We start from the raw sequence: 24253 nt of genomic DNA, 5'->3' as shown, positions 1-24253 counted from the left end.
GCGTTCGGTGTGCCGGAAAAACGGACCGTGAACGGTCCGGACGACATCACGTCCGACGTCAGGACCCCTGGGGGATGGTCGCTTTGTGCTCTGTTGAGAAGGCTGGGCAAGTGGGTAATCCCCGGAGCCCGGCGGTACCGGTGGCGACGATTCCCGAATTGTTCGAGCGCCGCGTCGCGGCGGCGCCGGACGCGCCCGCCCTGGTGTCCGGTGAACAGTCCCTGACGTACCGCGAGCTGGACGAGCGGTCGGGCCTGCTGGCCCGGGCGCTGACCGCCCGGGGCGTGGGACCGGAGTCGGTGGTGGGCGTATCGCTGCGGCGGTCCCCCGAGCTGTGGGTGACGGTCCTGGCGGTGCTCAAGGCGGGCGGCGCCTATCTGCCGCTGGACCTGGCGCACCCCGCCGAGCGGCTCGCCTTCATGGTCGAGGACTCCGCGGCCCGTCTGATCCTGGCCGACGCGGACACCGCCGAGCGGCTGCCGGAACTGCCCGCCCCCGTGCTCCGCGTCGCCGAACTGACCGACGAGACCCACCCGCCGGCCGACACCGTGCCCGTCCTGCCCGGGGCGGCCCGTGCCGCGTACGTCATCTACACCTCCGGCTCCACCGGACGCCCCAAGGGTGTGGTGGTCACCCACAACGGGCTGGCGAGCCTTCTCGCCGTGCACCAGGACCGGTTGAAGGTGACCGCCGGCAGCCGGGTGCTCCAGTTCGCCTCGCCGAGCTTCGACGCCTCGGTCTGGGAGATGTGCATGGGCCTGCTGTCCGGCGCCACCCTGGTGGTCGCCGACAGCGACGAACTGGCCCCGGGCAGCCCGGTCGCCGACACGATCGAACGGCACCGCGTCACTCATGTGACCCTGCCCCCGCCGGTGCTCGCCGCGATCCCCGCGGGCTCGCTGCGCACCGTACGGACCCTGGTCGTCGCCGGCGACGCCACCTCTCCGGAGCTGGCCGAGACCTGGGCACCCGGCCGCCGCATGATCAACGCCTACGGACCGACCGAGACGACCGTCTGCGCCACCATGAGCGAACCGCTGCCCGGTGACGGCACGATGCCGTCGATCGGCGGGGCCGTCACCGACAGCCGCGTCCATGTGCTGGACGACGGCCTGCGGCCCGTCGGCACCGGTGTGGTCGGTGAACTGTACGTGTCCGGTGCCTCGTTGGCCCGCGGCTATCTCGGCCGGCCGGACCTGTCCGCCGTGCGCTTCGTGGCCTGCCCGTTCGGCGGGGCCGGGGAGCGCATGTACCGCACCGGAGACCTGGTGGAGCGCACTCCGGGCGGCGACCTGGTGTTCCACGGCCGCGCCGACAGCCAGGTGAAGATCCGCGGCATCCGCGTCGAACCGCGCGAGGTCGAGGCGGTCCTGACCGCCCATCCCGGCGTCGCCCAGGCCGCCGTGGTCGGTGTCGAGGGACGGACGGCAGGCACCAGGCAACTGGTGGGTTATGTGGTCCCGGTCCGATCCGGCGACCACACGGTGACCGGCGGCACCGCGTACGGCGCCGTCTCGTTCGACTCCGGCTTCACCGCCGGCGAGCTGCGCGGTTTCGTGGCGCGGCGACTGCCGGACGTCATGGTTCCGGCGGCCTTCGTGGTGCTCGACGCGCTGCCGCTCAACCCCAACGGCAAACTGGACAAGGCCGCGTTGCCCGCACCGGAGTTCAAGGGCGGCGTGTACCGCGCACCGGGCACGGCGCGGGAGGAGATCCTCGCGGGACTGTTCGCCGAGGTCCTCGGTGTGGAGCGGGTCGGTGTCGACGACGACTTCTTCGCGCTGGGCGGCGACAGCATCCAGTCGATCCAGGTGGTCTCCCGGGGCCGCGCCCAGGGTGTGGACGTCGGCACGCGGGACGTCTTCGAGCACCGCACCGTCGCGGCGCTGGCCGCGATCTCCGAGACACGCGGACGGTCCGACGCCCAACCGGTGCTCGCCGAGCCGGACGGTGACGGCACCGGCTGGATGCCACTGCTTCCGGTGGCGAGCTGGATCCGCGATTGGGGGCCGGGTTTCGACCGGTTCCTGCAGGCGATGGTGCTGGAACTGCCGGCCGGCATGGACCGCTCCCGGCTGACCGCCACCCTCGGCGCCGTACTGGACCGCCACGACCTGCTCCGCTGCCGCCTGGCACCGAAGCCGGACGGGGAGACCGGCGACCCGACCGGCGGCACCGGCCTGCTGGTGGCCCCGCCCGGCACGGTCGACCCGGACGGGCTGCTCCGCCGGGTGGCCTGCGACGGGCGGTGGGAGCACGAGCCCTGGCGCGAGATGCTGCTCGGCGAGCTGGACGCCGCCGCGGAACGCCTCGCCCCCGCCGCCGGCACGGTCGCGCAGTTCGTCTGGTTCGACGCCGCGGAGGGTCCCGGCCGACTGCTCGTCGTGCTGCACCACCTGGTGGTCGATGGTGTGTCCTGGCGGATCCTGATGCCCGACCTCGCCGCGGCCTGGCAGGCCGTCCGCGACGGTGCCACCCCCCGGCTGCGGCCGGTCGCGACCTCGGTGAGGCGGTGGACGCACGCCCTGGCGGAGGAGGCCGCCCGCCCGCACCGCACGGCGGAGCTGGAGCTGTGGCAGTCGATCGTCACCGGCCCCGACCCGGTGCTCGGCACCCGGCGCCTCGACCCCGCCGTCGATGTGGTCTCCACCGTCCGCGAGACCCGCGTCGAGCTGCCCGTGCCGGTCACCGAGGCACTGCTCGGCACGGTGCCGGCCGCCTACCACGGCGGGGTCAACGACGGCCTGCTCGCCGCACTCGCCCTGGCGGTCGCCCGCTGGCGCCAGGACCGCGGCGTCGACGAACCGTCCGCGCTGATCCGCATGGAGGGCCACGGCCGTGAGGAGAGCGTCGCGCCCGGCGCCGATCTGACCCGCACCGTGGGCTGGTTCACCAGCGTCTTCCCGGTACGTCTGGACCTGGCGGGCGTGGACCTGGCCGACGCCTTCGCCGGCGGGCCCGCCGCCGGGACCGTCATCAAGACCGTCAAGGAGCAGCTCCGGGCCGTCCCCGACAAGGGCATCGGCTACGGTCTGCTGCGCTTCCTCAACCCGGACACCGCCGAGGCCCTGCGCGCCCACCCCATCGGCCAGATCGGCTTCAACTATCTGGGCCGCTTCTCGGCCGCCGACATGCCCGAGGAGTTCCGCGGGCTCGGCTTCACCCAGGTCACCGACGTGGCCGAACTCGCCGAACTCGACGCCGCCCAGGACCCGCGGATGCCCGCGCCCGCCGAGCTCGACATCAACGCCACGGTCACCGACACCCCCGAAGGGCCCCGGCTGTCCGCCCGGTTCACCGCCCCGGAGGGCGTGCTCGACCCGGCCGAGGTGGCGGAGCTGGCGCAGCTGTGGTGCGCCGCGCTCAAGGGCCTCGCCCGGCACGCCACCGCCCCCGGCGCCGGCGGTCTGACCCCCTCGGACGTGCCGCTGGTGCACGCACGGCAGAGCGACCTCGACGCCTGGCAGCGGCAGTACCCGGGGCTGACCGACGCCTGGCCGCTGACCCCGCTCCAGGCGGGGCTGCTGTTCCATTCCATGCTCAACGACTCCGAGTTCGACGCCTACCAGGTCCAGTACGCGCTGCATCTGTCCGGGCGGGTCGACGCCGACCGGCTGCGGGCGGCCGGACAGACGCTCCTGAACCGTCATCCGAGCCTGCGCACCGCCTATCCGACGGACGCCGGCGGTGACCTCGTCCAACTGGTCCTGGAGAGTGCCGAACTGCCCTGGGCGACCGTCGACCTGACGGGGCTGGACGAGGACGCGCGCACCGCGGCCTTCGAACGGGTGCTGGCGGACGACCTCCGGGCCCACTTCGACCCCGCCGCCCCGCCGCTGCTGCGGATGACCCTGGTCGGCACCGGCCCCGAGCGGGCCGAACTCGTCCTGACCGCCCACCATGTGCTGTTCGACGGCTGGTCGGTGCCGCTGCTGGTCCAGGACCTGCTGCGGCTGTACGGCTCCGGCGGCGACCCCTCCGTGCTGCCGCCGGCGCGAAGCCACCGGGACTTCCTGGCCTGGAGCGCCCGGCGGGACCCCGCGGAGTCGGCCCGGGTGTGGACCGCCGAACTGGAGGGGATCGACGAGCCCACCCTGCTGGTCCCGGGTGCGGAGGCCGCCGCGGGCGCCGGCACCGGCAAGGTCGACGTACCGCTGTCGGCGGACGACGCCCGGAGCCTGGTACGCCGGGCCGCCGAACTGGGTGTCACCCTCAACACGGTGGTGCAGGCGGCCTGGGGTCTCCTGCTGGGCCGGCTCACCGGACGCCAGGACGTGCTGTTCGCCTCCACCGTCGCCGGTCGGCCGCCCGCCGTGCCGGGCGTCGACTCGGTCGTCGGCACCTTCCTCAACACCCTCCCCGTACGGGTGCGGTGCACTCCCGCCAGCACCTTCGCCGAGCTGCTGACCGGCCTCCAGGACCGGCAGGCCGCTCTGCTGGATCACCATCACTACGGGCTCAGTGACATCCACCAGGCCGTCGGCCTCGACCGGCTGTTCGACACCATCATCGGCTTCGAGTCCTTCCCGATGGACCGTGCCGGAATCGTCGAGGCCAACCGGGCGGCCGGGATATCGATCACCGGCATCCGCTCCTTCACCGCGAGCCACTATCCGGTGACGGTGCTCGTCTTCCTGGACTCCGACCGGCTGCGGCTGACCGTGCAGTACCAGCAGCAGGCGCTCGACCACACGGCGGCGACCGCGATCGCCGGCCGCTACGGACGGATCCTGGGCGACCTCGCGGCCGACCCAGGGCGCACGGTGGGCACCGTCGACATCCTGACGTCCGCCGAACGCGAGCACCTGCTCGGTGAGCGGACCGCCACCGAGGAGACCGCCCAGGAGACCGGGACCGTCGTCGCGCTCTTCGAACGCCGCGCCGCCGCCTCCCCGGACACCACGGCCGTGGTGTCCGGAGAGGAGTCCCTGACCTACCGCGAGCTGAACTCCCGGGCGAACCGGCTGGCGCGCACGCTGATCGGGCGCGGCATCGGACCCGACGCCGTGGTGGCGGCGGCCCTGCCCCGCTCGGCCGCCATGGTGACCGCGCTGCTGGCCGTGCTGAAGGCCGGCGGCGGCTACCTCGCGCTGAACCCGGACGACCCGGGGGAGTACCGGCGCCACCTCGTCGCCGAGGCCGCCCCGGACCTGCTCCTCACCGCCACCGCCACCGCCACCGCCACCGCCTCCGGCGCCCCGCCCGGCGACGGACCGCCGCACCTGGGCCTCGACGAGATCACCCCCGTCGGAACGGACCCTGACCAGGGCGACACGGCCGACCCGGGCGACGCGGACCGCGTCGCGCCGCCGCACCCGGACCACCTGGCACTGGTGACGGTCACCTCCGGACATCCCGGCGGCCCGCGTGGTGTGGAGCTCACCCACGGCAACCTCGCAGCCGGGGTGGCCGGGCTGGCCGCGTGCCTCGGCGCCCCGGACGGCGCACGCCTGCTGGCCGGCGCGCCCGCCGCCTTCGAGGCCACCGTGTTCGAGGTCTTCGCGACGCTGTGCGCGGGCGGCACCGTCGAACTCGCCGCGGCCCCCGGCACGCCGGGCGAGGAGAAGGGCTGGCGCGGCGACGTCGTCAGCACCGTCCCCTCGGCGTTCGCCGCGCTGCTGGACCGCACGACCGGCGACATCGCCGTGGACACCGTGGTGTTCACCGGTGAAGCACCGACAGCCGCACTGGCGCAGCGCATCCGGGAGACGGTCCCCGGCGCCCGGCTGGTCGGCGCGTACGGCCTGAGCGAGACCGGCTACGTCGCCGCCCACATCACAGCCGGCGAGGACACCCGGCCCGGCCGGCCGGCCGCCGCCTTCGGCACACCGCTGGCCCGCGCCCGGCTCCACGTGCTGAGCACGGGACTCACGCCGGTACCGCCGGGCGCGGTCGGGGAGGTGTATGTCGCCGGCCCCACGGTGGCCCGCGGCTACCGGAACCGGACCGGCCCGACCGCTGAACGGTTCGTCGCCGACCCCTACGGTCCGCCCGGCTCCCGGATGTACCGCACCGGCGATCTGGCCCGGCGCACGGCCGACGGCAGGCTCGAACACATCGGCCGGTACGACTCCCAGGCCACGGTCCACGGCGTACGCGTCGAACCGGACACGATCCAGGCCCTGTTGGCCGCACAGCCCGGTGTGGCGGAGGCGGTGGTGGTGTCCGGCGAGGACCGGCGCGCCGGCGGAACCCCGCAGCTGGTGGCCTACGTGGTGCCCGGGGGCGCGGACGCGTCCGACGGGGCCGTGGGCACCGACAAGCTCGCCGGCCTCCTCGCCGAACGGCTGCCGCACCCTCTTGTGCCCGCCGCCCTGGTGGAGCTGGACCGGCTGCCGCGCAGACCCGACGGCCGCCTGGACCGGGCGGCCCTGCCCGCCCCGGACTCCGGCGGCCATGTGTACCGGCCTCCGAGGACACCGGAGGAGGAGGCGCTCTGCTCGCTGATGGCGGAGGTCCTGGAGCTGGAGCGGGTCGGTATCGGCGACGACTTCTTCGAACTAGGCGGCAACTCGATCACCGCCACCCGGCTCACCAGCCGCATCAGGAAAACACTCGGCGTGAACGTGCCGATCAGAGACATCTTCCAGTTCCGCACCATCGCCGAACTGTCGCGCACCGTAAAGAACGCGACGAGGTCGAGCCGGCCCCGTCTGCGCAAGATGAACAGGAGTGGACAGTAATGATCCCGTTGTCCTTCGCGCAGCGTCGCCTTTGGTTTATCGACCGCTTCGAGGGCCCCTCGGCGACCTACAACGTGCCGTTCGTCATGCGGCTCTCCGGCGAACTCGACGTGGTGGCCCTCGAATCGGCCGTACGTGACGTGGTGACGCGGCACGAGAGCCTGCGCACCCTGGTCGTCGAGGACGCACAGGGCGTGGCGTTCCAGCAGGTCGTGCCGGTCGCCGAGGCGACGGTCGACCTGCCGGTGACCGAGGTCGCCCCGGACCGGCTCGACGACACCCTCGCGGAGATGGCCGCGGCGCATCTCTTCGATCTCTCGGCGGAGATCCCGTTGCGCGCGCGGCTGTTGCGAGTGGGCGCGCACGAACACGTACTGCTGCTGCTGGTCCACCACATAGCCGCCGACGGCGAGTCGATGGGACCGTTGGCACGGGACCTGGGGGCTGCGTACTCGGCGCGGGCGCGGGGTGCCGCTCCGGGATGGGCCGATCTCCCGGTGCAGTACGTCGACTACACGATGTGGCAGCGCGAGGTGCTCGGGGACGAGTCCGATGCGCAGAGTGTGCTGTCGGGTCAGGTGGCCCACTGGCGCGATGAGCTGGCCGGAGTCCCGCAGCCGGTGCGGCTTCCGGCGGACCGCCCGCGCCCGCCGGTGGCCTCGCATCGGGGCAGCATGGTCGAGTTCGCGGTGGACGGCGGTCTGCTGGGGCGCGTGGAGTCGCTGGCGCGCGACCGGGACGTGACGGTCCCCATGGTGATGCAGGCCGCGCTGGCGGTGGCGTTGCAGCAGTTCGGGGCGGGCGAGGACATACCGATCGGGTCGACCATCGCCGGGCGTACGGACGACGAACTGGTCGACCTGGTGGGGTTCTTCGTCAACACGTGGGTGCTGCGCGCGGATCTGTCGGGGCGTCCGTCGTTCGTGGACGTTCTGGAGCGCGTGCAGGCGAAGGCGCTCGCGGCGTACGACAATCAGGACGCGCCCTTCGAGCGTCTGGTGGAGATGCTGAACCCGGAGCGGTCGACGGCGTACCACCCGTTGTTCCAGGTGATGTTCACCTGGGAGAACGATGCCTGGATCGATGTGGACATGCCGGGTCTGGCGGCGCGGTTCGAGGTCCTGTCGACGCCGACGGCGAAGTTCGATCTGGAGTTCAACTACTTCTCGGATCCGGCGAAGCCGGGGCTGCTGTGCTACCTGGAGTACGCGACCGATCTGTTCGACGCGGCGACCGCGCAGCGCATCGCGGACGGGTACGTGCGGGTGATCCGTGCGCTGGTCGAGGACCCGGCCCGCCCGGTGGCCGCCGTCCAGGCGCTGGACGACGCGCAGCGGGAGCTGGTGCTGCGCGGCTTCAACGCCACCGACGAGCCGACACCGCGCGTGTCCGTACCGGAGTTGGTGGCGCGCCGGGTCGCGGAGGCTCCGGACGCGGTCGCGGTGGAGTGCGACGGGACGACACTGACGTACCGGGAGCTGGGCGACCGGTCCGACGCACTCGCGTCGGTGCTGGCTGCGCACGGGGTGGGTCCGGGCGCGCTCGTCGGTCTCGCACTGCCGCGTACCGCGATGCTGCCGGTCGCGCTGCTGGCCGTCCTCAAGGCGGGCGGAGCCTATCTGCCGATCGATCCGCGGTATCCGAGTGGGCGGCTGGACTTCATCGTCGGCGATGCCGCTCCGGTGCTGCTGCTGACCGACCGGGACACCGAACACGTCCTGCCCGCCGGAGACACCCCCCGGCTCCACCTCGACTCCCTCGACCTCACCGAGCCGGATGAGCCGCACGACCCGGTCCGGGTCACCCTGCGGCCGGACGACGTGGCGTACGTGATGTACACGTCCGGCTCGACGGGCACCCCGAAGGGCGTCGCGGTCACCCACGGCAATGTCGTCAACGGCGTGCTGCGCCTGGCCACCACGATGGACATCGGCGCGCACACCCGGATGCTCGCCGCGACCTCGGTCAACTTCGACGTGTCCGTCTTCGAGGTCTTCACGACCCTTGCCGCGGGCGGCACGGTCGAGATCGCCCGCGACGTGCTGGTGATCGCCGAGCGCGGGGACTGGCAGGGCGGCGTCGTGTCCACCGTGCCGTCCGTGTTCTCCGAACTCCTCGACCAGGTGGCGGGGAAGATCACCGCCGACACCGTCGTGTTCGCGGGCGAGGCGCTGCCCGCCGCTCTGGTGACCCGGGTCCGCGAGGCCATCCCCGGCGTCCGGGTCGTCAACGCCTACGGGCAGACCGAGAGCTTCTACGCCACGGCGTTCCCGATCCCCGCCGACCAGGAATGGGCCGGTGCCTCCAGCGCGCCCATCGGGGCGCCGCTGGGCAACATGCGCACCTATGTCCTCGGCTCCGGTCTGGGGCCGGTGCCGGTGGGTGTGGTGGGTGAGTTGTACGTCGCGGGGAGCGTCGCGCGTGGTTATCACGGGCGGGCGGCGCTGACCGCGGAGCGTTTCGTGGCCGATCCGTACGGTCCGGCCGGGGCGCGGATGTACCGGACCGGGGACCTGGCCCGCTGGACCTCCGACGGGCAGCTGGAGTACGTCGGACGCGGTGACGCCCAGGTCAAGATCCGCGGCCTGCGTATCGAACCCGGCGAGATCGAGGCCGCCCTCACCGCACACCCCGGCATCACCCACGCCGCCGTCACCGTCCACGACGGTCCCGACGGCAGCAGACAACTGGTCGGTCACGTCGTCCCGGTGGACGCGGACGCCAGCGGCTTCGGCACCGTGGAGAGCCTGAGCGAGCTGGACGTGGACCTGACGACCGGACTGTCCGTCCGTGAGCTGCGCCGCTTCGTCGCGGGCCGGCTGCCGGAGTTCATGGTCCCGGCCACCTTCGTCGTACTGGACCGGCTGCCGCTCGCCCCCAACGGCAAGCTCGACCGCGCCGCCCTGCCCGCCCCCGAGTTCACCGGCCAGGCCTACCGGGCCCCGCGCACGCCTGCGGAAGAGATCCTGACCGCCGTCTACGCCGAGGTCCTCGGCGCCGACCGGGTCGGCGTCGACGACGACTTCTTCGCCATCGGCGGCGACAGCATCCGCTCCATCCAGGTCGTCTCCCGGGCCCGCGCCCAGGGCATCGAGGTCACCCCCCGCCAGATATTCGAATGCCGCACCGTCGCCGAACTGGCGCACCTGGCGGGGTCCGGCGACGGGCAGGGCGTCGAATCCGTCCTGGCGGAGCTCGACGGCGGCGGCGTGGGCCGGATGCCCCTGCTGCCGGTCGGCAGGTACCTGCTCGAACTCGGCGGCGGCATCGACCGGTTCGCCATGTCGATGACCGTCGACCTGCCGGACGGCATCGACCACCGGGCCCTGAGCGCGACACTGACCGCGCTCCTGGACCGCCACGACCTGCTGCGCTCCCGTCTCGACCGCCGGAACGGCGGCGCCCTGGAGGTGACCCCGGCAGGCGGCGTCGACGCCTCGGACCTCATCCACCAGGTCGCCTGCGACGGCACCTGGGACGAGGACTGGCAGCGCTCCGCCCGGGACGAGCTGGACGCCGCCACCGCCCGGCTGGACCCGGCCGCCGGAGTGATGGCGCAGTTCATCTGGTTCGACCCCGAACGGACAGGCACCCCCGGCCGGCTGGTGATCGTGCTGCACCACTTCGTGGTGGACGGCGTGTCCTGGCGCATCCTGCTCCCGGACCTCGCCGCCGCCTGGCAACAGGTCGAACAGGGCACCACGCCCGTACTCGCTCCGGTGACCACCTCCGCACGCCGCTGGGCCCACGCCCTCACCGACGAGGCGGCCGACCCGCAGCGGGTCGCCGAGCTGGACGCCTGGCGCGCGACCGTGGACGGCCCCGATCCGCTGCTCGGCGACCGGCGGCTCGACCCGGTGACCGACGTCGTCTCCACCGTGGCCCATGTCTGGGTCCGGCTGCCCGCAGCCGTGACGGAGGCGATGCTGACCACCGTGCCCGCGGCGTTCCGCACCGGCGTCAACGACGGGCTGCTCACCGCCCTCGCCCTCGCGGTGGCGCGCTGGCGCCGCGCCCGGGGCACCGAGGAGTCCTCGGCGCTGGTCCGCCTCGAAGGACACGGCCGTGAGGAGACCGTCGCCCCCGGCGCCGATCTGTCCCGCACCGTGGGCTGGTTCACCAGCATGTTCCCCGTCCGCCTGGACATCGCCGGAGCGGACCTGGACGAGGCCTTCGCCGGCGGCGCCGCCGCCGGAGCCGCACTCAAGGCCGTCAAGGAACAGCTCCTCGCCGTTCCCGACAAGGGCGTCGGCTACGGCCTGCTCCGCTACCTCAACCCCGAGACCGCCGACGTCCTGCGCCGGTACCCGACCGGCCAGATCGGCTTCAACTACCTGGGCCGGTACGCGGCTTCGGACATGCCGGAGAACCTGCGCGGTCTCGGCTGGACGCAGGCCGAGGGCACCGCGGAACTGGTCGCGGAACCCGACCCCGCCATGCCCGCCCTGTCCGTGCTGGACGTCAACGCACTGGTGACCGACACCCCGCAGGGCCCGCGGCTCGCCGCCCGTCTCGGCTTCGCCTCGGGCATCCTCGCCGAGGACGACGTACGGGAACTGGCCGACCTGTGGTGCGAGGCCCTGGAAGCCCTCGCCCGGCACGCCGCCGCCCCCGGCGCCGGCGGGCTCACCCCCTCCGACGTGCCGCTGGTACCCGTGACACAGGGCGAGCTGGAGACCTGGGAGCGGCGCCTCCCGGACCTGGCCGACGTGTGGCCGCTGACCACCATGCAGTCCGGGCTGCTGTTCCACGCGCAGCTCGCGGGATCGACCTTCGACGCCTATCAGATGCAGCTGGTGTTCCACCTCTCCGGCGACGTGGACGCCGACCGGATGCGGGCGGCCGGGCAGGCGCTGCTGGACCGCTACCCGAACCTTCGGGCCGCGTTCGTCCAGGACGCCGCCGGGGACCGGGTGCAGCTGGTGCCGGAACGGGTCGAGCTGCCCTGGCACGAGGCCGACCTCAGCACCCTCGGCGAGGACATCCGTGAGGAGACCCTCAAGCAGTTCCTGGCCGACGACCACGACGACCACTTCGACCTCGCCACCGCGCCGCTGGTACGGATGAGCCTGCTGAAGACCGCCGAGGAACGCTGGGAACTGGTCTTCACCGCGCACCACGTCCTGTTCGACGGCTGGTCGGTGCCGCTGCTGATGAAGGACCTGTTGCGGCTGTACGCATCCGGCGGCGACGCCTCCGCGCTGCCCCGGGCCCACGGCTTCCGCGAATTCCTGGAATGGCTGAACGGGCAGGACCGTGCGGCGGCGGCCCGCGCCTGGTCCGCCGAGCTGTCAGGCGTGGAGGAACCCACCCTGCTCGCCCCCGACGCGCTGTCCGGCGCCGACCCGGCCGGCATCGGACAGGTCGACGTGCCGCTCACCGCCGACGCCGCGCGCGAACTGGCGCGCCGCGCCGCCGAGCTGGGGCTGACGCTGAACACGCTGGTGCAGGGCACCTGGGCCGTCCTGCTCGCCAGGCTCACCGGCCGTGAGGAGGTCGTCTTCGGCGCCACCGTGTCCGGCCGCCCGCCGGCCGTGCCGGGCGTCGACTCGATGGTCGGCCTGTTCATCAACACCCTGCCCGTGCGGGTGCGCTGCGCCCCCGCCGACACCCTGCGCGGCATGCTCGCCGACCTTCAGGAGCGGCAGAGCGCGCTGCTGGACCATCACCACCACGGGCTGCTGGAGATCCACAAGGCCACCGGGCTGAACGTGCTGTTCGACACCCTGGTCGGCTTCGAGTCCTACCCGATCGACAGCGTGGGCCTGACCGAGGCCAACCAGGCGGCCGGCATCGAGGTGACCGGCATCAGCCCGCTCAGCGGCGCGCACTACCCGCTGGTCGTGATGGCCTTCGCCGAACCGCACCTGCGGGTCGGTCTCCAGTACCAGCACCACCTGTTCGACCGCGAACGGGCGGAGGGCATCGCCGCCCGGTTCGCCGCTGTGCTGCGGCAGCTGGTGACCGACCCCGACACTCCCGTCGGCGCACTGGACGTCCTGGAGCCCGCCGAACGGGACCGGCTGCTGCACGGCCTCAACGACACCGGCGCACCGGTCCCCGAGCGGACCGTGCACGAACTGTTCGCCGAACAGGCCGCCGCCACGCCCGACGCGACGGCGGTGGTCTTCGGCGACGAGGAGCTGACCTACCGCGAACTCAACTCCCGGGCCGGCCGGCTGGCCCGGGTGCTGGCCGACCGCGGAGTGCGGTCCGAGTCCGTCGTCGGGCTGGCCCTGCCCCGTTCCACGGAACTGATCGTCGCCCTGCTGGCCGTTCTCAAGGCAGGCGGGGCCTATCTTCCGATCGACCCCGACTACCCGTCCGGGCGCATCGAGTTCATGCTGGCCGACGCCCGGCCCACGGTCCTCCTGACCGACCGGGAGACCGCCGCGAAGCTGCCCGCGGGCGACTGCCCGCAGCTGGTCCTCGACGATCCCGCGACACGGGAGGCCGTGGACCGCGCGCCGGACGACTCCGACCTGCCAGCCGGGCCCGGGTCCGGTGACCGGCTCGCCTACGTGATGTACACCTCCGGCTCCACCGGCGTCCCCAAGGGTGTCGCGGTCACCCACCGGGCCGTGGCCGGACTGGCCCTGGACCGCCGCTACCGCGGCGCCGCCCACCAGCGGGTGCTGCTGCACTCACCACAGTCCTTCGACGCCGCGACGTACGAACTGTGGGCCCCGCTGCTGGGCGGCGGCAGGGTCGTCGTGTCCCCGCCCGGCCGGCTGAGCCCGGCAGAGCTGGGCGCGCTGCTGGTCCGGCACCAGGTCACCGCGCTGTGGCTGACCGCCGGCCTGTTCAAGTCGATCTCCGACGAGGACCCGGAGTGCTTCGCCGGCGTGCACGAGATCTGGACCGGCGGTGACGTGGTCTCCCCGGCCGCCGCGCGGCGCGTGCTGCGGGCATGCCCGGACGTCACGATCGTGGACGGTTACGGACCCACCGAGACCACCACGTTCGCCACCTGCCACCCGATGCCCACCGCCGAGGACGTCGGCGAGACGGTGCCGATCGGCCGGCCCATGGACAACATGCGGGTCTATGTGCTGGACGCCGCACTGCGCCCGGCGCTGCCCGGCGTGCCCGGCGAGCTGTACATCGCGGGTGCCGGACTGGCCCGCGGCTATGTGAACCGTGCCGCGCAGACCTCGGACCGCTTCGTGGCCTGCCCCTTCGGCGAGCCCGGGACACGCATGTACCGCACCGGCGACATCGTCGTCTGGACCGAGGACGACACCCTGGCCTTCCGTGGCCGCGGCGACACCCAACTGAAGATCCGCGGCTTCCGCATCGAGCCCGGGGAGGTCGAGGCCGCCCTGATGTCCCACCCCGGCGTGGCCCAGTCCGTGGTCACCTGGGACGAGGACCGGACCGGCGACCGGCGCCTGGTGGGCTATGTGGTGCCCGCCGCGGACGCCTCCGACACCGCGGGTGCCGAGGAGCAGGTCGACGAGTGGGAGCAGATCTACGACGACATGTACGCCGTCTCCGACGCGCGTTGGGGCGAGGACTTCTCCGGCTGGAACTCCAGCTACTCCGGGCAGCCGATCGCGCTGCACGAGATGGCGCTGTGGCGGGACGCGGCGGTGGAACAGATCACCCGCTGGTCCCCGCGCCGGGTGCTGGAGATCGGCGTCGGCACCGGCCTGCTGATGTCCCAGCTCCTGGAGCGCACCGAGGAGTTCTGGGGAACCGACATGTCGTCCGCGGTCATCGGACGGCTCGGTGAACAGGTCGCCCGGACCGGGTTCGCCGACCGGGTGCACCTGCGGCACCGGCACGCCGACGACATGTCGGGCCTGCCGCGCGAGCACTTCGACATCGTGGTGCTGAACTCGGTGGTGCAGTACTTCCCCGACGCCGACTACCTGGACCAGGTGCTCACCCGGGCACTGGAACTGCTGGCACCCGGCGGCCGGGTCCTCGTCGGCGACGTACGCAACGCCGGCTCGCTGAGACTGTTCAGGACCGGCGTGCAGCGCGCCCACCACCCGGAGGCCGCCGCGTCGGCGACCCGCGCCGCGGTCGCCCGCGCCATGCTGATGGAGAAGGAACTCGTCCTCGACCCCGAGTGGTTCGCCCGCTGGGGCGAGCGGCGGGGCGCGGGCGTCGACATCCGCCTCAAGCCCGGCCGGTTCCACAACGAACTGACCCGGCACCGGTACGAGGTCGTACTGCACAAGGCGTCGGCCGACGCGCTGCGGCTGGACGACGCCCCCGTCGTGCGGTGGGGCCGCCCGGTGGACGACCTGACCGGTCTGGAACACGCGTGCCGCACCCTCGGCGACGGGCCGGTGCGCGTCACCCGTATCCCCAACGCCCGGCTGGCCGCCGAGGTCGAGGCCGCCGCGGCGGTCTCGCTGATCCCCGAACCCGCCGCAGGCGGCGGCCCCGCGCTGGATCCGCAGGAGGTGTGCGACTGGGCCGCGGAACACGGCTGGGGCGCGCTGGTGACGTGGTCCGCGGACGCCGCGGAGTGCTTCGACGCGGTGCTCCTTCCCGGCGGCCCCGCCGCCGACCGGGTGACCACCGGCGGCTTCGCGCCGTCCGGCCGCGCCGACCGGACGCTGGCCAACGAGCCGGCCGCCGCCGGCCGGATCGGCACCCTGGTCACCTCGCTGCGCGGCTACCTCAAGGACCGGCTGCCGGACCACCTGGTGCCCTCGACGGTGATCGCCATCGCCGAGGTCCCGCTGACCGTCAACGGCAAGCTGGACCGGCGGGCCCTGCCCGCGCCCGACTACACCGGCACCGCCGGCGGCCGGGCGCCACGCACCCCGCAGGAAGAGCTGCTGTGCGGGCTGTTCGCCGAGGTGCTGGGTCTTGACCGGGTGGGCATCGACGACGACTTCTTCGCACTGGGCGGCCACTCGCTGCTCGCCACCCGCCTCGTCAGCCGCATCCGCACGGCGCTCGGCGCCGAACTCCCCATCCGGGTGGTCTTCGAGTCGCCCACGGTCGTGGAACTGACCGCGCAGTTGTCGGCCGGCGCGCCGGTACGGCCGCCCCTGCGGCGCGCCGAGCACCGCGGGGAGAACGTCCCGCTGTCCTACGCGCAGCGGCGGCTGTGGTTCATCGACCGCTTCGAGGGCCCCTCGGCGACCTACAACGCCCCGTTCCCGCTGCGGCTGTCCGGCGCACTCGACCCGGCCGCCCTGGAGCTGGCGGTGCGTGACGTGGTCGCACGGCACGAGAGCCTGCGCACCCTCATCACCGTCGACGACCAGGGCATTCCGTCCCAGCGGATCCTCCCGGTGGCACAGGCGCACCTGACGGTCCCCGTCGTGGACGTGGCGCCCGACGGTTTCGACGACGCCATGGCCGAGGCCGCGGGCCAGCCGTTCGACCTTGCCACCGAGATTCCGCTGCGGGCCACCCTGCTGCGGCTCGGCGCACAGGAACACGTCCTGATGCTGCTGATCCACCACATCGCCAGCGACGGCTCGTCCATGGCTCCGCTCGCGCGGGACCTGACCACCGCCTACGCCGCCCGCCAGGAGGGCACCGCCCCCCAGTGGCCGGAACTGCCGGTGCAGTACGTGGACTACACCCTGTGGCAGACCGAACTGCTGGGGGAGGAGTCCGACCCGGACAGTGTGCTGGCCGGCCAGGTCGCCTACTGGCGTGCGGAACTGGCCGATGTGCCGCAACCGCTGCGGTTGCCGTCGGACCGGCCCCGGCCGCCGGTGGCCTCGCACCGGGGCGCGGCGGTCGAGTTCGCGCTGGACGCGGAGACGACGGCGGCGGTGGAGGACCTGGCGCGGGAGCGTGGTGCTACGGCGTCGATGGTGCTGGAGTCGGCACTGGCGGTGCTGCTCCACGCGCTCGGCGGCGGGGACGACGTGACGATCGGTTCGCCGATCGCGAACCGGACCGATGAGGCGCTGGCCGATCTGGTCGGGTTCTTCGTCAACACCTGGGTGCTGCGGGCCGACCTGTCGGGCAATCCGTCGTTCACGGACGTGCTGGCGCAGGTGCGGGGCAAGTCGCTGGCCGCGTACGACAATCAGGACGTGCCGTTCGAGCGGCTGGTGGAGGTGCTGAACCCGGAGCGCTCGACGGCGTACTCGCCGTTGTTCCAGGTGATGTTCGCCTGGCAGAACTTCGCGCGCAGGGACTTCGCGCTGCCCGGTCTGCGGGTGGAGTTCGAGCGGGTCCGCACCGAGACCGCCAAGTTCGATCTGTTCTTCAACATGGCGGACCTCCCGGGCCGGGGCGTGGTGGGGCTCCTGGAATACGCCTCCGACCTCTTCGACCACGACACCGCCCAGGCGGTCGTGGACCGCTATCTGCGCCTGGTCCGCGAGCTGGTGGTCGAGCCGTCGCGGCCGGTGGGCCTCGCCGAACTGCTGGAGCCTGCCGAGCGCGAGCTGGTGCTGTACGGCCTCAACGACACCGCGCAGCCCACCCCCGCGGTGACCGTGCCGGGCCTGGTGGAACGGCAGGCGGCCCTGACCCCGCAGGCGAAGGCGGTGGTCTTCGGCGAGGACGCGCTGAGCTATCTCGAACTGGACGCACGGTCCGACGTCCTCGCGTCGGTGCTGGCCGGGCACGGAGTGGTGCCCGGGTCGGTGGTGGGTGTCGCGCTGCCGCGTACCGACTCGCTGCCGGTCGCGTTGCTGGGGGTCCTCAAGGCGGGCGGAGCCTATCTGCCGATCGATCCGCGGTATCCGAGTGGGCGGTTGGACTTCATCGTCGGCGATGCCGCTCCGGTGCTGCTGCTGACCGACCGGGACACCGAACACGTCCTGCCCGCCGGTGACACCCCCCGGCTCCATCTCGACGACCTGGACCTCACCGAGCCGGATGAGCCGCACGACCCGGTCCGGGTGGCGCTGCGGCCGGACGACGTGGCGTACGTGATGTACACGTCGGGCTCGACGGGCACTCCGAAGGGCGTCGCGGTCACCCACGGCAATGTCGTCAACGGCGTGCTGCGCCTGGCCGCGACGATGGACGTCAGTGCGCGGACCCGGATGCTGGCCGCGACCTCGGTCAATTTCGACGTGTCCGTGTTCGAGATGTTCACGACCCTTGCTGCGGGCGGCACCGTCGAGATCGTCCGGGACGTGCTGGCGGTCGCCGAGCGCGGCGGCTGGCAGGGCGGCGTCGTGTCCACCGTGCCGTCCGTGTTCTCCGAACTCCTGGACCAGGTGGCGGGGAAGATCACCGCCGACACCGTCGTGTTCGCGGGCGAGGCGCTGCCGGCCGCTCTGGTGACCCGGGTCCGCGAGGCCATCCCCGGCGTCCGGGTCGTCAACGCTTACGGGCAGACGGAGAGTTTCTACGCCACGGCGTTCCCGGTCCCCGCCGGTGAGGAGTGGGCGGGTGGCGGGAGCGCGCCGATCGGAGCCCCGCTGGGCAACATGCGCACCTATGTCCTCGGCTCCGGTCTGACCCCGGTGCCGGTGGGTGTGGTGGGTGAGTTGTACGTCGCGGGGAGCGTCGCGCGTGGTTATCACGGGCGGGCGGCGCTGACCGCGGAGCGTTTCGTGGCGGATCCGTACGGTCCGGCCGGGGCGCGGATGTACCGGACCGGGGACCTGGCCCGCTGGACCTCCGACGGGCAGCTGGAGTACGTCGGACGCGGTGACGCCCAGGTCAAGATCCGCGGCCTGCGTATCGAACCCGGCGAGATCGAGGCCGCCCTCACCGCACACCCCGGCGTCGCCCAGGCGGTCGTGATCAGCCACCAAGGCCACGAGCGGAGCGGCAGCAGGCAACTGGTCGGCTATGTCGTCCCGGTGAGCACCGACTCCGGCGGCACGGTGGACGAGCAGGGCGTGTTCGCGGCCCCGATGACCGCCGGTGTCTCCGATCGCGAGCTGCGCCGCTTCGTCGCGGGCCGGCTGCCGGAGTTCATGGTCCCGGCCGTCTTCGTCATGCTGGACCGGCTGCCGCTCGCCCCCAACGGCAAACTGGACCGCGCCGCGCTGCCCGAACCCGACTTCGGGGGCGAGTCGTACCGCGCGCCCCGTACCGAGGCCGAACACGTCCTGGCCGCCGTCTACGCCGAGGTCCTCGGCGTGGACCGGGTCGGCGTCGACGACGACTTCTTCGCCATCGGCGGCGACAGCATCCGCTCCATCCAGATCGTCTCCCGGGCCCGCGCCCAGGGCGTCGAGGTCAACGCGCGGCAGATCTTCGAGCTGCGGACCGTCGCCGAACTGGCCGAGGCGGCGGGCGGCGAACTCACCGCCGGCCCGGTGCTCACGGAACTGGCGGGCGGCGGCGTCGGCGAGCTGCCCCTGCCTCCGATAGGCCGCTACCTGCTCGAACTCGGCGGCGGCTACGACCGGTTCGCCATGTCGGTGGCACTGGAACTGCCCGCCGGCATCGACGAGGACGGGCTGCTCGCCACCCTCGGCGCGGTCCTGGACCGCCACGACGTGCTGCGCTCCCGGCTGGACCCGGAGGGCGACGCCCTGGTGGTGGCCCCCGCCGGCACCGTCGACCTCGCGAGCCTGGTCCGCACGGTGGCCTGCGACGGCACCTGGGACGAGGACTGGCTGCGGACGGCCAGGTCCGAACTCGACGCCGCCACCGGCCGACTGGACCCGGTCGGCGCGGTGATGGCGCAGTTCGTGTGGTTCGCCCCCGAGCAGGCCGGCGTCCCCGGCCGGCTGCTGGTGGTCCTCCACCACTTCGTGGTCGACGGCGTGTCCTGGCGCATCCTGGTGCCGGACCTCGCCGCCGCCTGGGAGCAGGTCCGTGCAGGCAGGACCCCCAGCCTGCCCGAGGTCGGCACCTCGGTGCGCCGCTGGGCGCACGCCCTGCAGGACGAGGCGTACGAGGAGGACCGCCTCGCCGAACTGCAGCACTGGCTCGACACGGTCGAGCGCCCCGACCCGCTGCTCGGCTCACGCGCGCTGAACCCGGCCGTGGACCTGATGTCCACCGTGGAGTCCGTCTCGGTGGAGCTGCCGGAGCCGCTGACCGAGTCGCTGCTGACCACCGTACCCACGGCGTTCCACGGCGGAGTCAACGACGGACTGCTGTCCGCGCTGGCCGTCGCCACCGCCAAGTGGCGCGCCGCCCGGGGCATCGAGGAGACCTCGGCGCTGATCCGCCTCGAAGGACACGGCCGCGAGGAACAGGTCGTGCCCGGCGCCGATCTGTCGCGCACCGTGGGCTGGTTCACCAGCATGTTCCCCGTCCGGGTGGACACCGCGGGCGTCGACCTCGACGACGCGCTGGCCGGCGGACCGGCCGCCGGGCGGGTGATCAAGAACGTCAAGGAGCAACTGCTGGCCGTCCCCGACAAGGGCATCGGCTTCGGTCTGCTGCGCCATCTCAACCCGGCGACCGCGGCCGAACTGGACTGGCAGCCGACACCGCAGATCTCCTTCAACTATCTGGGCCGGGTCTCGGCCGACGACATGCCGGAGCAACTGCGCGGCCTGGGCTGGACACCGGCCGCCGACGCACTCGGACTGACCGCGGACCTCGACGCGAACATGCCGGCGATGGCGACCCTGGACATCAGCGCCTACGTCACCGACACGGAGCGGGGCCCGCGGCTGAGCGCCCGGATCGCCTTCCCCACCGGACTGCTGTCCCGGGCCGACGCCCAGGAACTGGCAGACCTGTGGCGCGACGCCCTGGAGGGGCTGACCCGGCACGTCGCCGCCCCCGGCGCCGGCGGACTCACCCCCTCCGATCTGCCGCTGCTGACCGTGGCCCAGAGCGAGATCGAGCGCTGGGAGCGGCAGTACCCCGGTCTGACCGACGCATGGCCGCTCGCCCCCCTCCAGTTCGGTGTGCTGTTCGAATCGATGCGGCTGGAGGAGGGCGCGTTCGACCCGCATCTGGTGCAGGTCTCCTTCCACGCCCAAGGACGGATCGACTCGGCCCGCATGCAGGCCGCGGCCCAGGCCCTGGTGGAGCGGCACGCCAACCTCCGCGTCGCGTTCATCACCGACGTCCAGGGCGACCTGGTGCAGCTGGTGGTCGACGAGGCCGAGGTGCCCTGGCGCGAGGTCGACCTCAGCGGACTCGACGAACCGGAACGCGAGGAGGCGTACGAGCGGCTGCTCGCCGAGGACCACCATGTGCACTTCGACCCGCAGAAGCCGCCGATGCTGCGCGTCACCCTCGTCCGGCTGAGCCCGGTCCGGTCCGAGCTGGTGCTGACCGTCCACCATGTGCTGTTCGACGGCTGGTCGTTCCCGATGCTGGTGCGCGACCTGCTCCAGCTGTACGCGGCCGAGGGCGACGGCACCCTGCTGCCCAAGGCCCCCGAGTACAAGGACTTCCTGCGCTGGCTCGCCCGGCGGGACGACGAGGCGGACGCCAGGGCCTGGGCGAAGGAACTCGACGGCGTGACCGAACCCACGCTGCTGACACCCGACTTCGAGGGCGGCACCGGCGAGGACCAGCGGGCCGGGACCGTCGACGTCCCGCTGTCGCCGGAGGCGGCCCGTGCGCTGAAGCGGCGCGCCGCCGAGCTCGGGGTGTCCATGAGCACCCTGGTGCAGGGCATCTGGGCGCTCATGATCGGGCAGCTGACCGGACGGCAGGACGTGCTGCTAGGCACCACCGTCTCCGGCCGGCCGCCGGAGGTGCCCGGGATCGACTCCATGGTCGGCCTGTTCGTCAACTCCCTGCCCATCCGCGTGGAGTACGCGCAGCACGACACCTTCACCGAGGTGCTGCGCGGCCTCCAGGACCGGCAGACGGCGCTGCTGGACCACCACCACTACGGGCTCTACCGCATCCAGCGGGAGACCGGGCTGACGAACCTGTTCAACACCATCGTGCTCTTCCAGTCCTTCCCGGTGGACCGGGAGGGCATGGGCGAGGCCGACGCGGCGGCCGGGCTGTCCATCACCGGAATGCGCCCGGCCACCGGCGCCCCGTACCTGGTCGGTCTGGCGGCGGACGCCGAACCCGACCTGCGGATGATCCTCCAGTACCAGCGCAACGGCATCCGCGAGGAGACGGTGCAGCTGATCGCCACCCGGCTGCTGCGGCTGCTGCGGCAACTGGTGGCCGATCCGGACGTCCCGGTCGGCGCGGCGGACGTGCTCGCCCCGGCCGAGCGGCATCAGCTGCTCGACCAGTTCAACGACACCGCCGCGGCCGGCCCCGCGCGGACCGTCCCGGAGCTGTTCGAGCGGCAGGTGTCGGCCGCGCCGGACGTCGCCGCCGTGCTGTTCGAGAACGAGTCGCTGAGCTACCGGGAACTGGACGCCCGCGCCAACCGGCTGGCCCGGGTGCTGGCCTGGCGCGGCGTCGGACCCGAGACGGTCGTCGGCGTGGCGCTGCGCCGCTCGCCCGACTGGTGCGTGGCGGTGCTCGCGGTGATGAAGGCGGGCGGCGCCTATCTGCCGCTCGACCCGGCGTACCCGGCCGAGCGGCTCACCTTCATGGTCGAGGACTCGGCGACGGACCTGATCCTGGTGGACGAGGAGACCGACGGCCGGCTCCCGGAGCTGTCCGCCACCCGACTGCGCCTGGACGAGGCGGAGTTCGTCGCGGAGCTGGCCGGGGCGAGCCCCGACCCACTGACCGACGCGGACCGCTCCTGCCCACTGTCGGTGGCCAACGCGGCGTACGTCATCTACACCTCGGGCTCCACCGGACGACCCAAGGGGGTGGCGGTCACCCACACCGGCTTCGCCAACGTGGTGGCGGTGATCGTCGACCGGATGAAGGTCTCCTCCGGCAGCCGCGTGCTCCAGTTCGCCTCCCCGAGCTTCGACGTCTCGGTGGGCGAGATGTGCATGTCACTGCTGGCCGGGGCCACCCTGGTGATGGCCGGCAAGGACCGGCTGACCGCCGGCGACCCGCTGGTGGAGACCGTCGGCGAGTACCGGGTGACCCACGCGATCCTGCCGCCGGCCGTGCTGGCGGCGCTCCCGGAGGGCTCCCTGCCCTCCGTGGAGTCCCTGATGGTGGCCGGTGAGGCGACCTCGCCGGAGCTGGCGGCCACCTGGTCGGCCGGGCGGCGGATGTTCAACGGCTACGGGCCGACGGAAGCCACCGTCGGTGTGACCGTCAGCGAACTGACCGGGGACGGCCGGGTACCGATCGGCCGGCCCATCCCGAACACCCGCATCTATGTCCTGGACTCCGCGCTGCGACCGGTGCTCCCGGGCGTGCCCGGCGAGCTGTACATCGCCGGCGCCGGCCTGACCCGCGGCTACCAGCACCGGACGGGGCTGACCGCGAGCCGCTTCGTGGCCTGCCCGTTCGGCGGGCCGGGCGAGCGGATGTACCGCACCGGAGACCTGGTCGCCTGGACCGCCGACGGCGAGCTGGACTTCTACGGCCGCACCGACAACCAGGTGAAGATCCGCGGCTTCCGCGTCGAACTCGGCGAGATCGAGGCCGCGCTGACCGCGCACGACGCGGTGGACCGGGCGGTGGTGGTGGCCCGGGAGAACGAGGAGGGGGACAAGCAGCTGATCGGGTACATCGTCCCGGCGGGCGGTGCGGTGGCCGTGGAGGAACTGCGCCGGCAGGTCTCGGAACGCATGCCCGAGTACATGGTCCCGGCGGCCTTCGTCACCCTGGAACAGCTGCCGCTGACCCCCAACGGCAAGCTGGACCGGGACGCGCTGCCCGACCCCGACTTCAACAGCGTCGCCTACCGCGCACCCCGGACCCCGCTGGAGAGGACCCTGGCGGAACTCTTCGCCGAGGTGCTGGAGCTGGACCGGGTGGGCATCGACGACAACTTCTTCGACCTGGGCGGCCACTCGCTGCGGCTCACCCGACTCCTCAGCCGCATCCACGCACTGCTCGACATCAAGGTCCCGATCCGGGTGATGTTCGGCTCCTCGACCGTGCTGCAGCTGGCCGAGTACATCGAGGAACGGACCGGCACCGAGACACCCGCCTTCACCGATCCCTTCGCGGTGGTGCTGCCGATGCACGCCGGCGGCAGCGAGCCGCCCGTGTGGTTCATCCATCCCGGGGTGGGGCTGTGCTGGTCCTACCTGGGCTTCGCGGACCGGCTCGGCGACCGTCCGGTCTACGGAATCCAGTCACGCGGCTTCGACGGATCACTCCGGATCGAGTCCACCGAGGCGGTCGTCGACGACTATCTGGAACAGATTCTCGCGGTCCAGCCGGACGGGCCCTTCCATCTCGTCGGGCACTCCTCGGGCGGTACCTACGCCCAGGCGATCGCCGCCCGGCTGCGGGCACTGGGGCACGAGGTGCCGCTGCTCGCGCTGCTGGACAGCCCGCCCAGCAGCTGGTTCCGGCGCGTCACCGAGCCGGTGAACATCGCCGAGGTGCGGGCGTTCTTCGACGAGTTCTTCCTCGCCTCGGTGGGCGAGGACAGCAGCCGGAAGGAACTGGTGACGAACGCCAGCGCCGTGTTCAAGGCACATTCCGAGAGGCTCCCGGAGTTCGACTCACCCCGGTTCGACGGCGACGCGCTGTTCTTCTACGCGACGCTCAACCCGGACGACTCCTACGCGGCCGACTGGGAACCGCTGATCGGCGGCACCGTGCACCAGTACGACATCGCCGCCACGCACATGGACCTCGCCAAGCCAGGACCCGCGGCCGAGATCTGCCGCATCCTCACTCGCCACCTTGCGGAGAACTGA

Annotated in this window: 2 protein-coding genes; both read left to right on the top strand. The window is 72.7% G+C overall.

What is annotated here, in order from left to right; all coding sequences use genetic code 11:
- Nucleotides 1-158: 158 nt before the first annotated feature.
- Nucleotides 159-6683, top strand: a complete 6525-nt coding sequence (locus tag J8N05_RS36870; protein ID WP_210890945.1) for a non-ribosomal peptide synthetase — start codon at nucleotides 159-161, stop codon at nucleotides 6681-6683.
- Complete coding sequence (locus tag J8N05_RS36865; protein ID WP_210890942.1) at nucleotides 6683-24253, top strand: non-ribosomal peptide synthetase; 17571 nt, start codon at nucleotides 6683-6685, stop codon at nucleotides 24251-24253. Before J8N05_RS36870 ends, J8N05_RS36865 begins: the two co-directional genes overlap by 1 nt.

The organism is Streptomyces liliiviolaceus, assembly GCF_018070025.1.
Lineage (GTDB): Bacteria > Actinomycetota > Actinomycetes > Streptomycetales > Streptomycetaceae > Streptomyces > Streptomyces liliiviolaceus.
Note: the sequence above shows the minus strand (reverse complement) of the source record. Positions and strands in the feature narration are given on the sequence as shown.

What these genes read in the sequence shown, in the direction of transcription:
- J8N05_RS36865 (WP_210890942.1), top strand. Translation starts at nt 6,683, where the DNA reads ATGATCCCGTTGTCCTTCGCGCAGCGTCGCCTTTGGTTTATCGACCGC.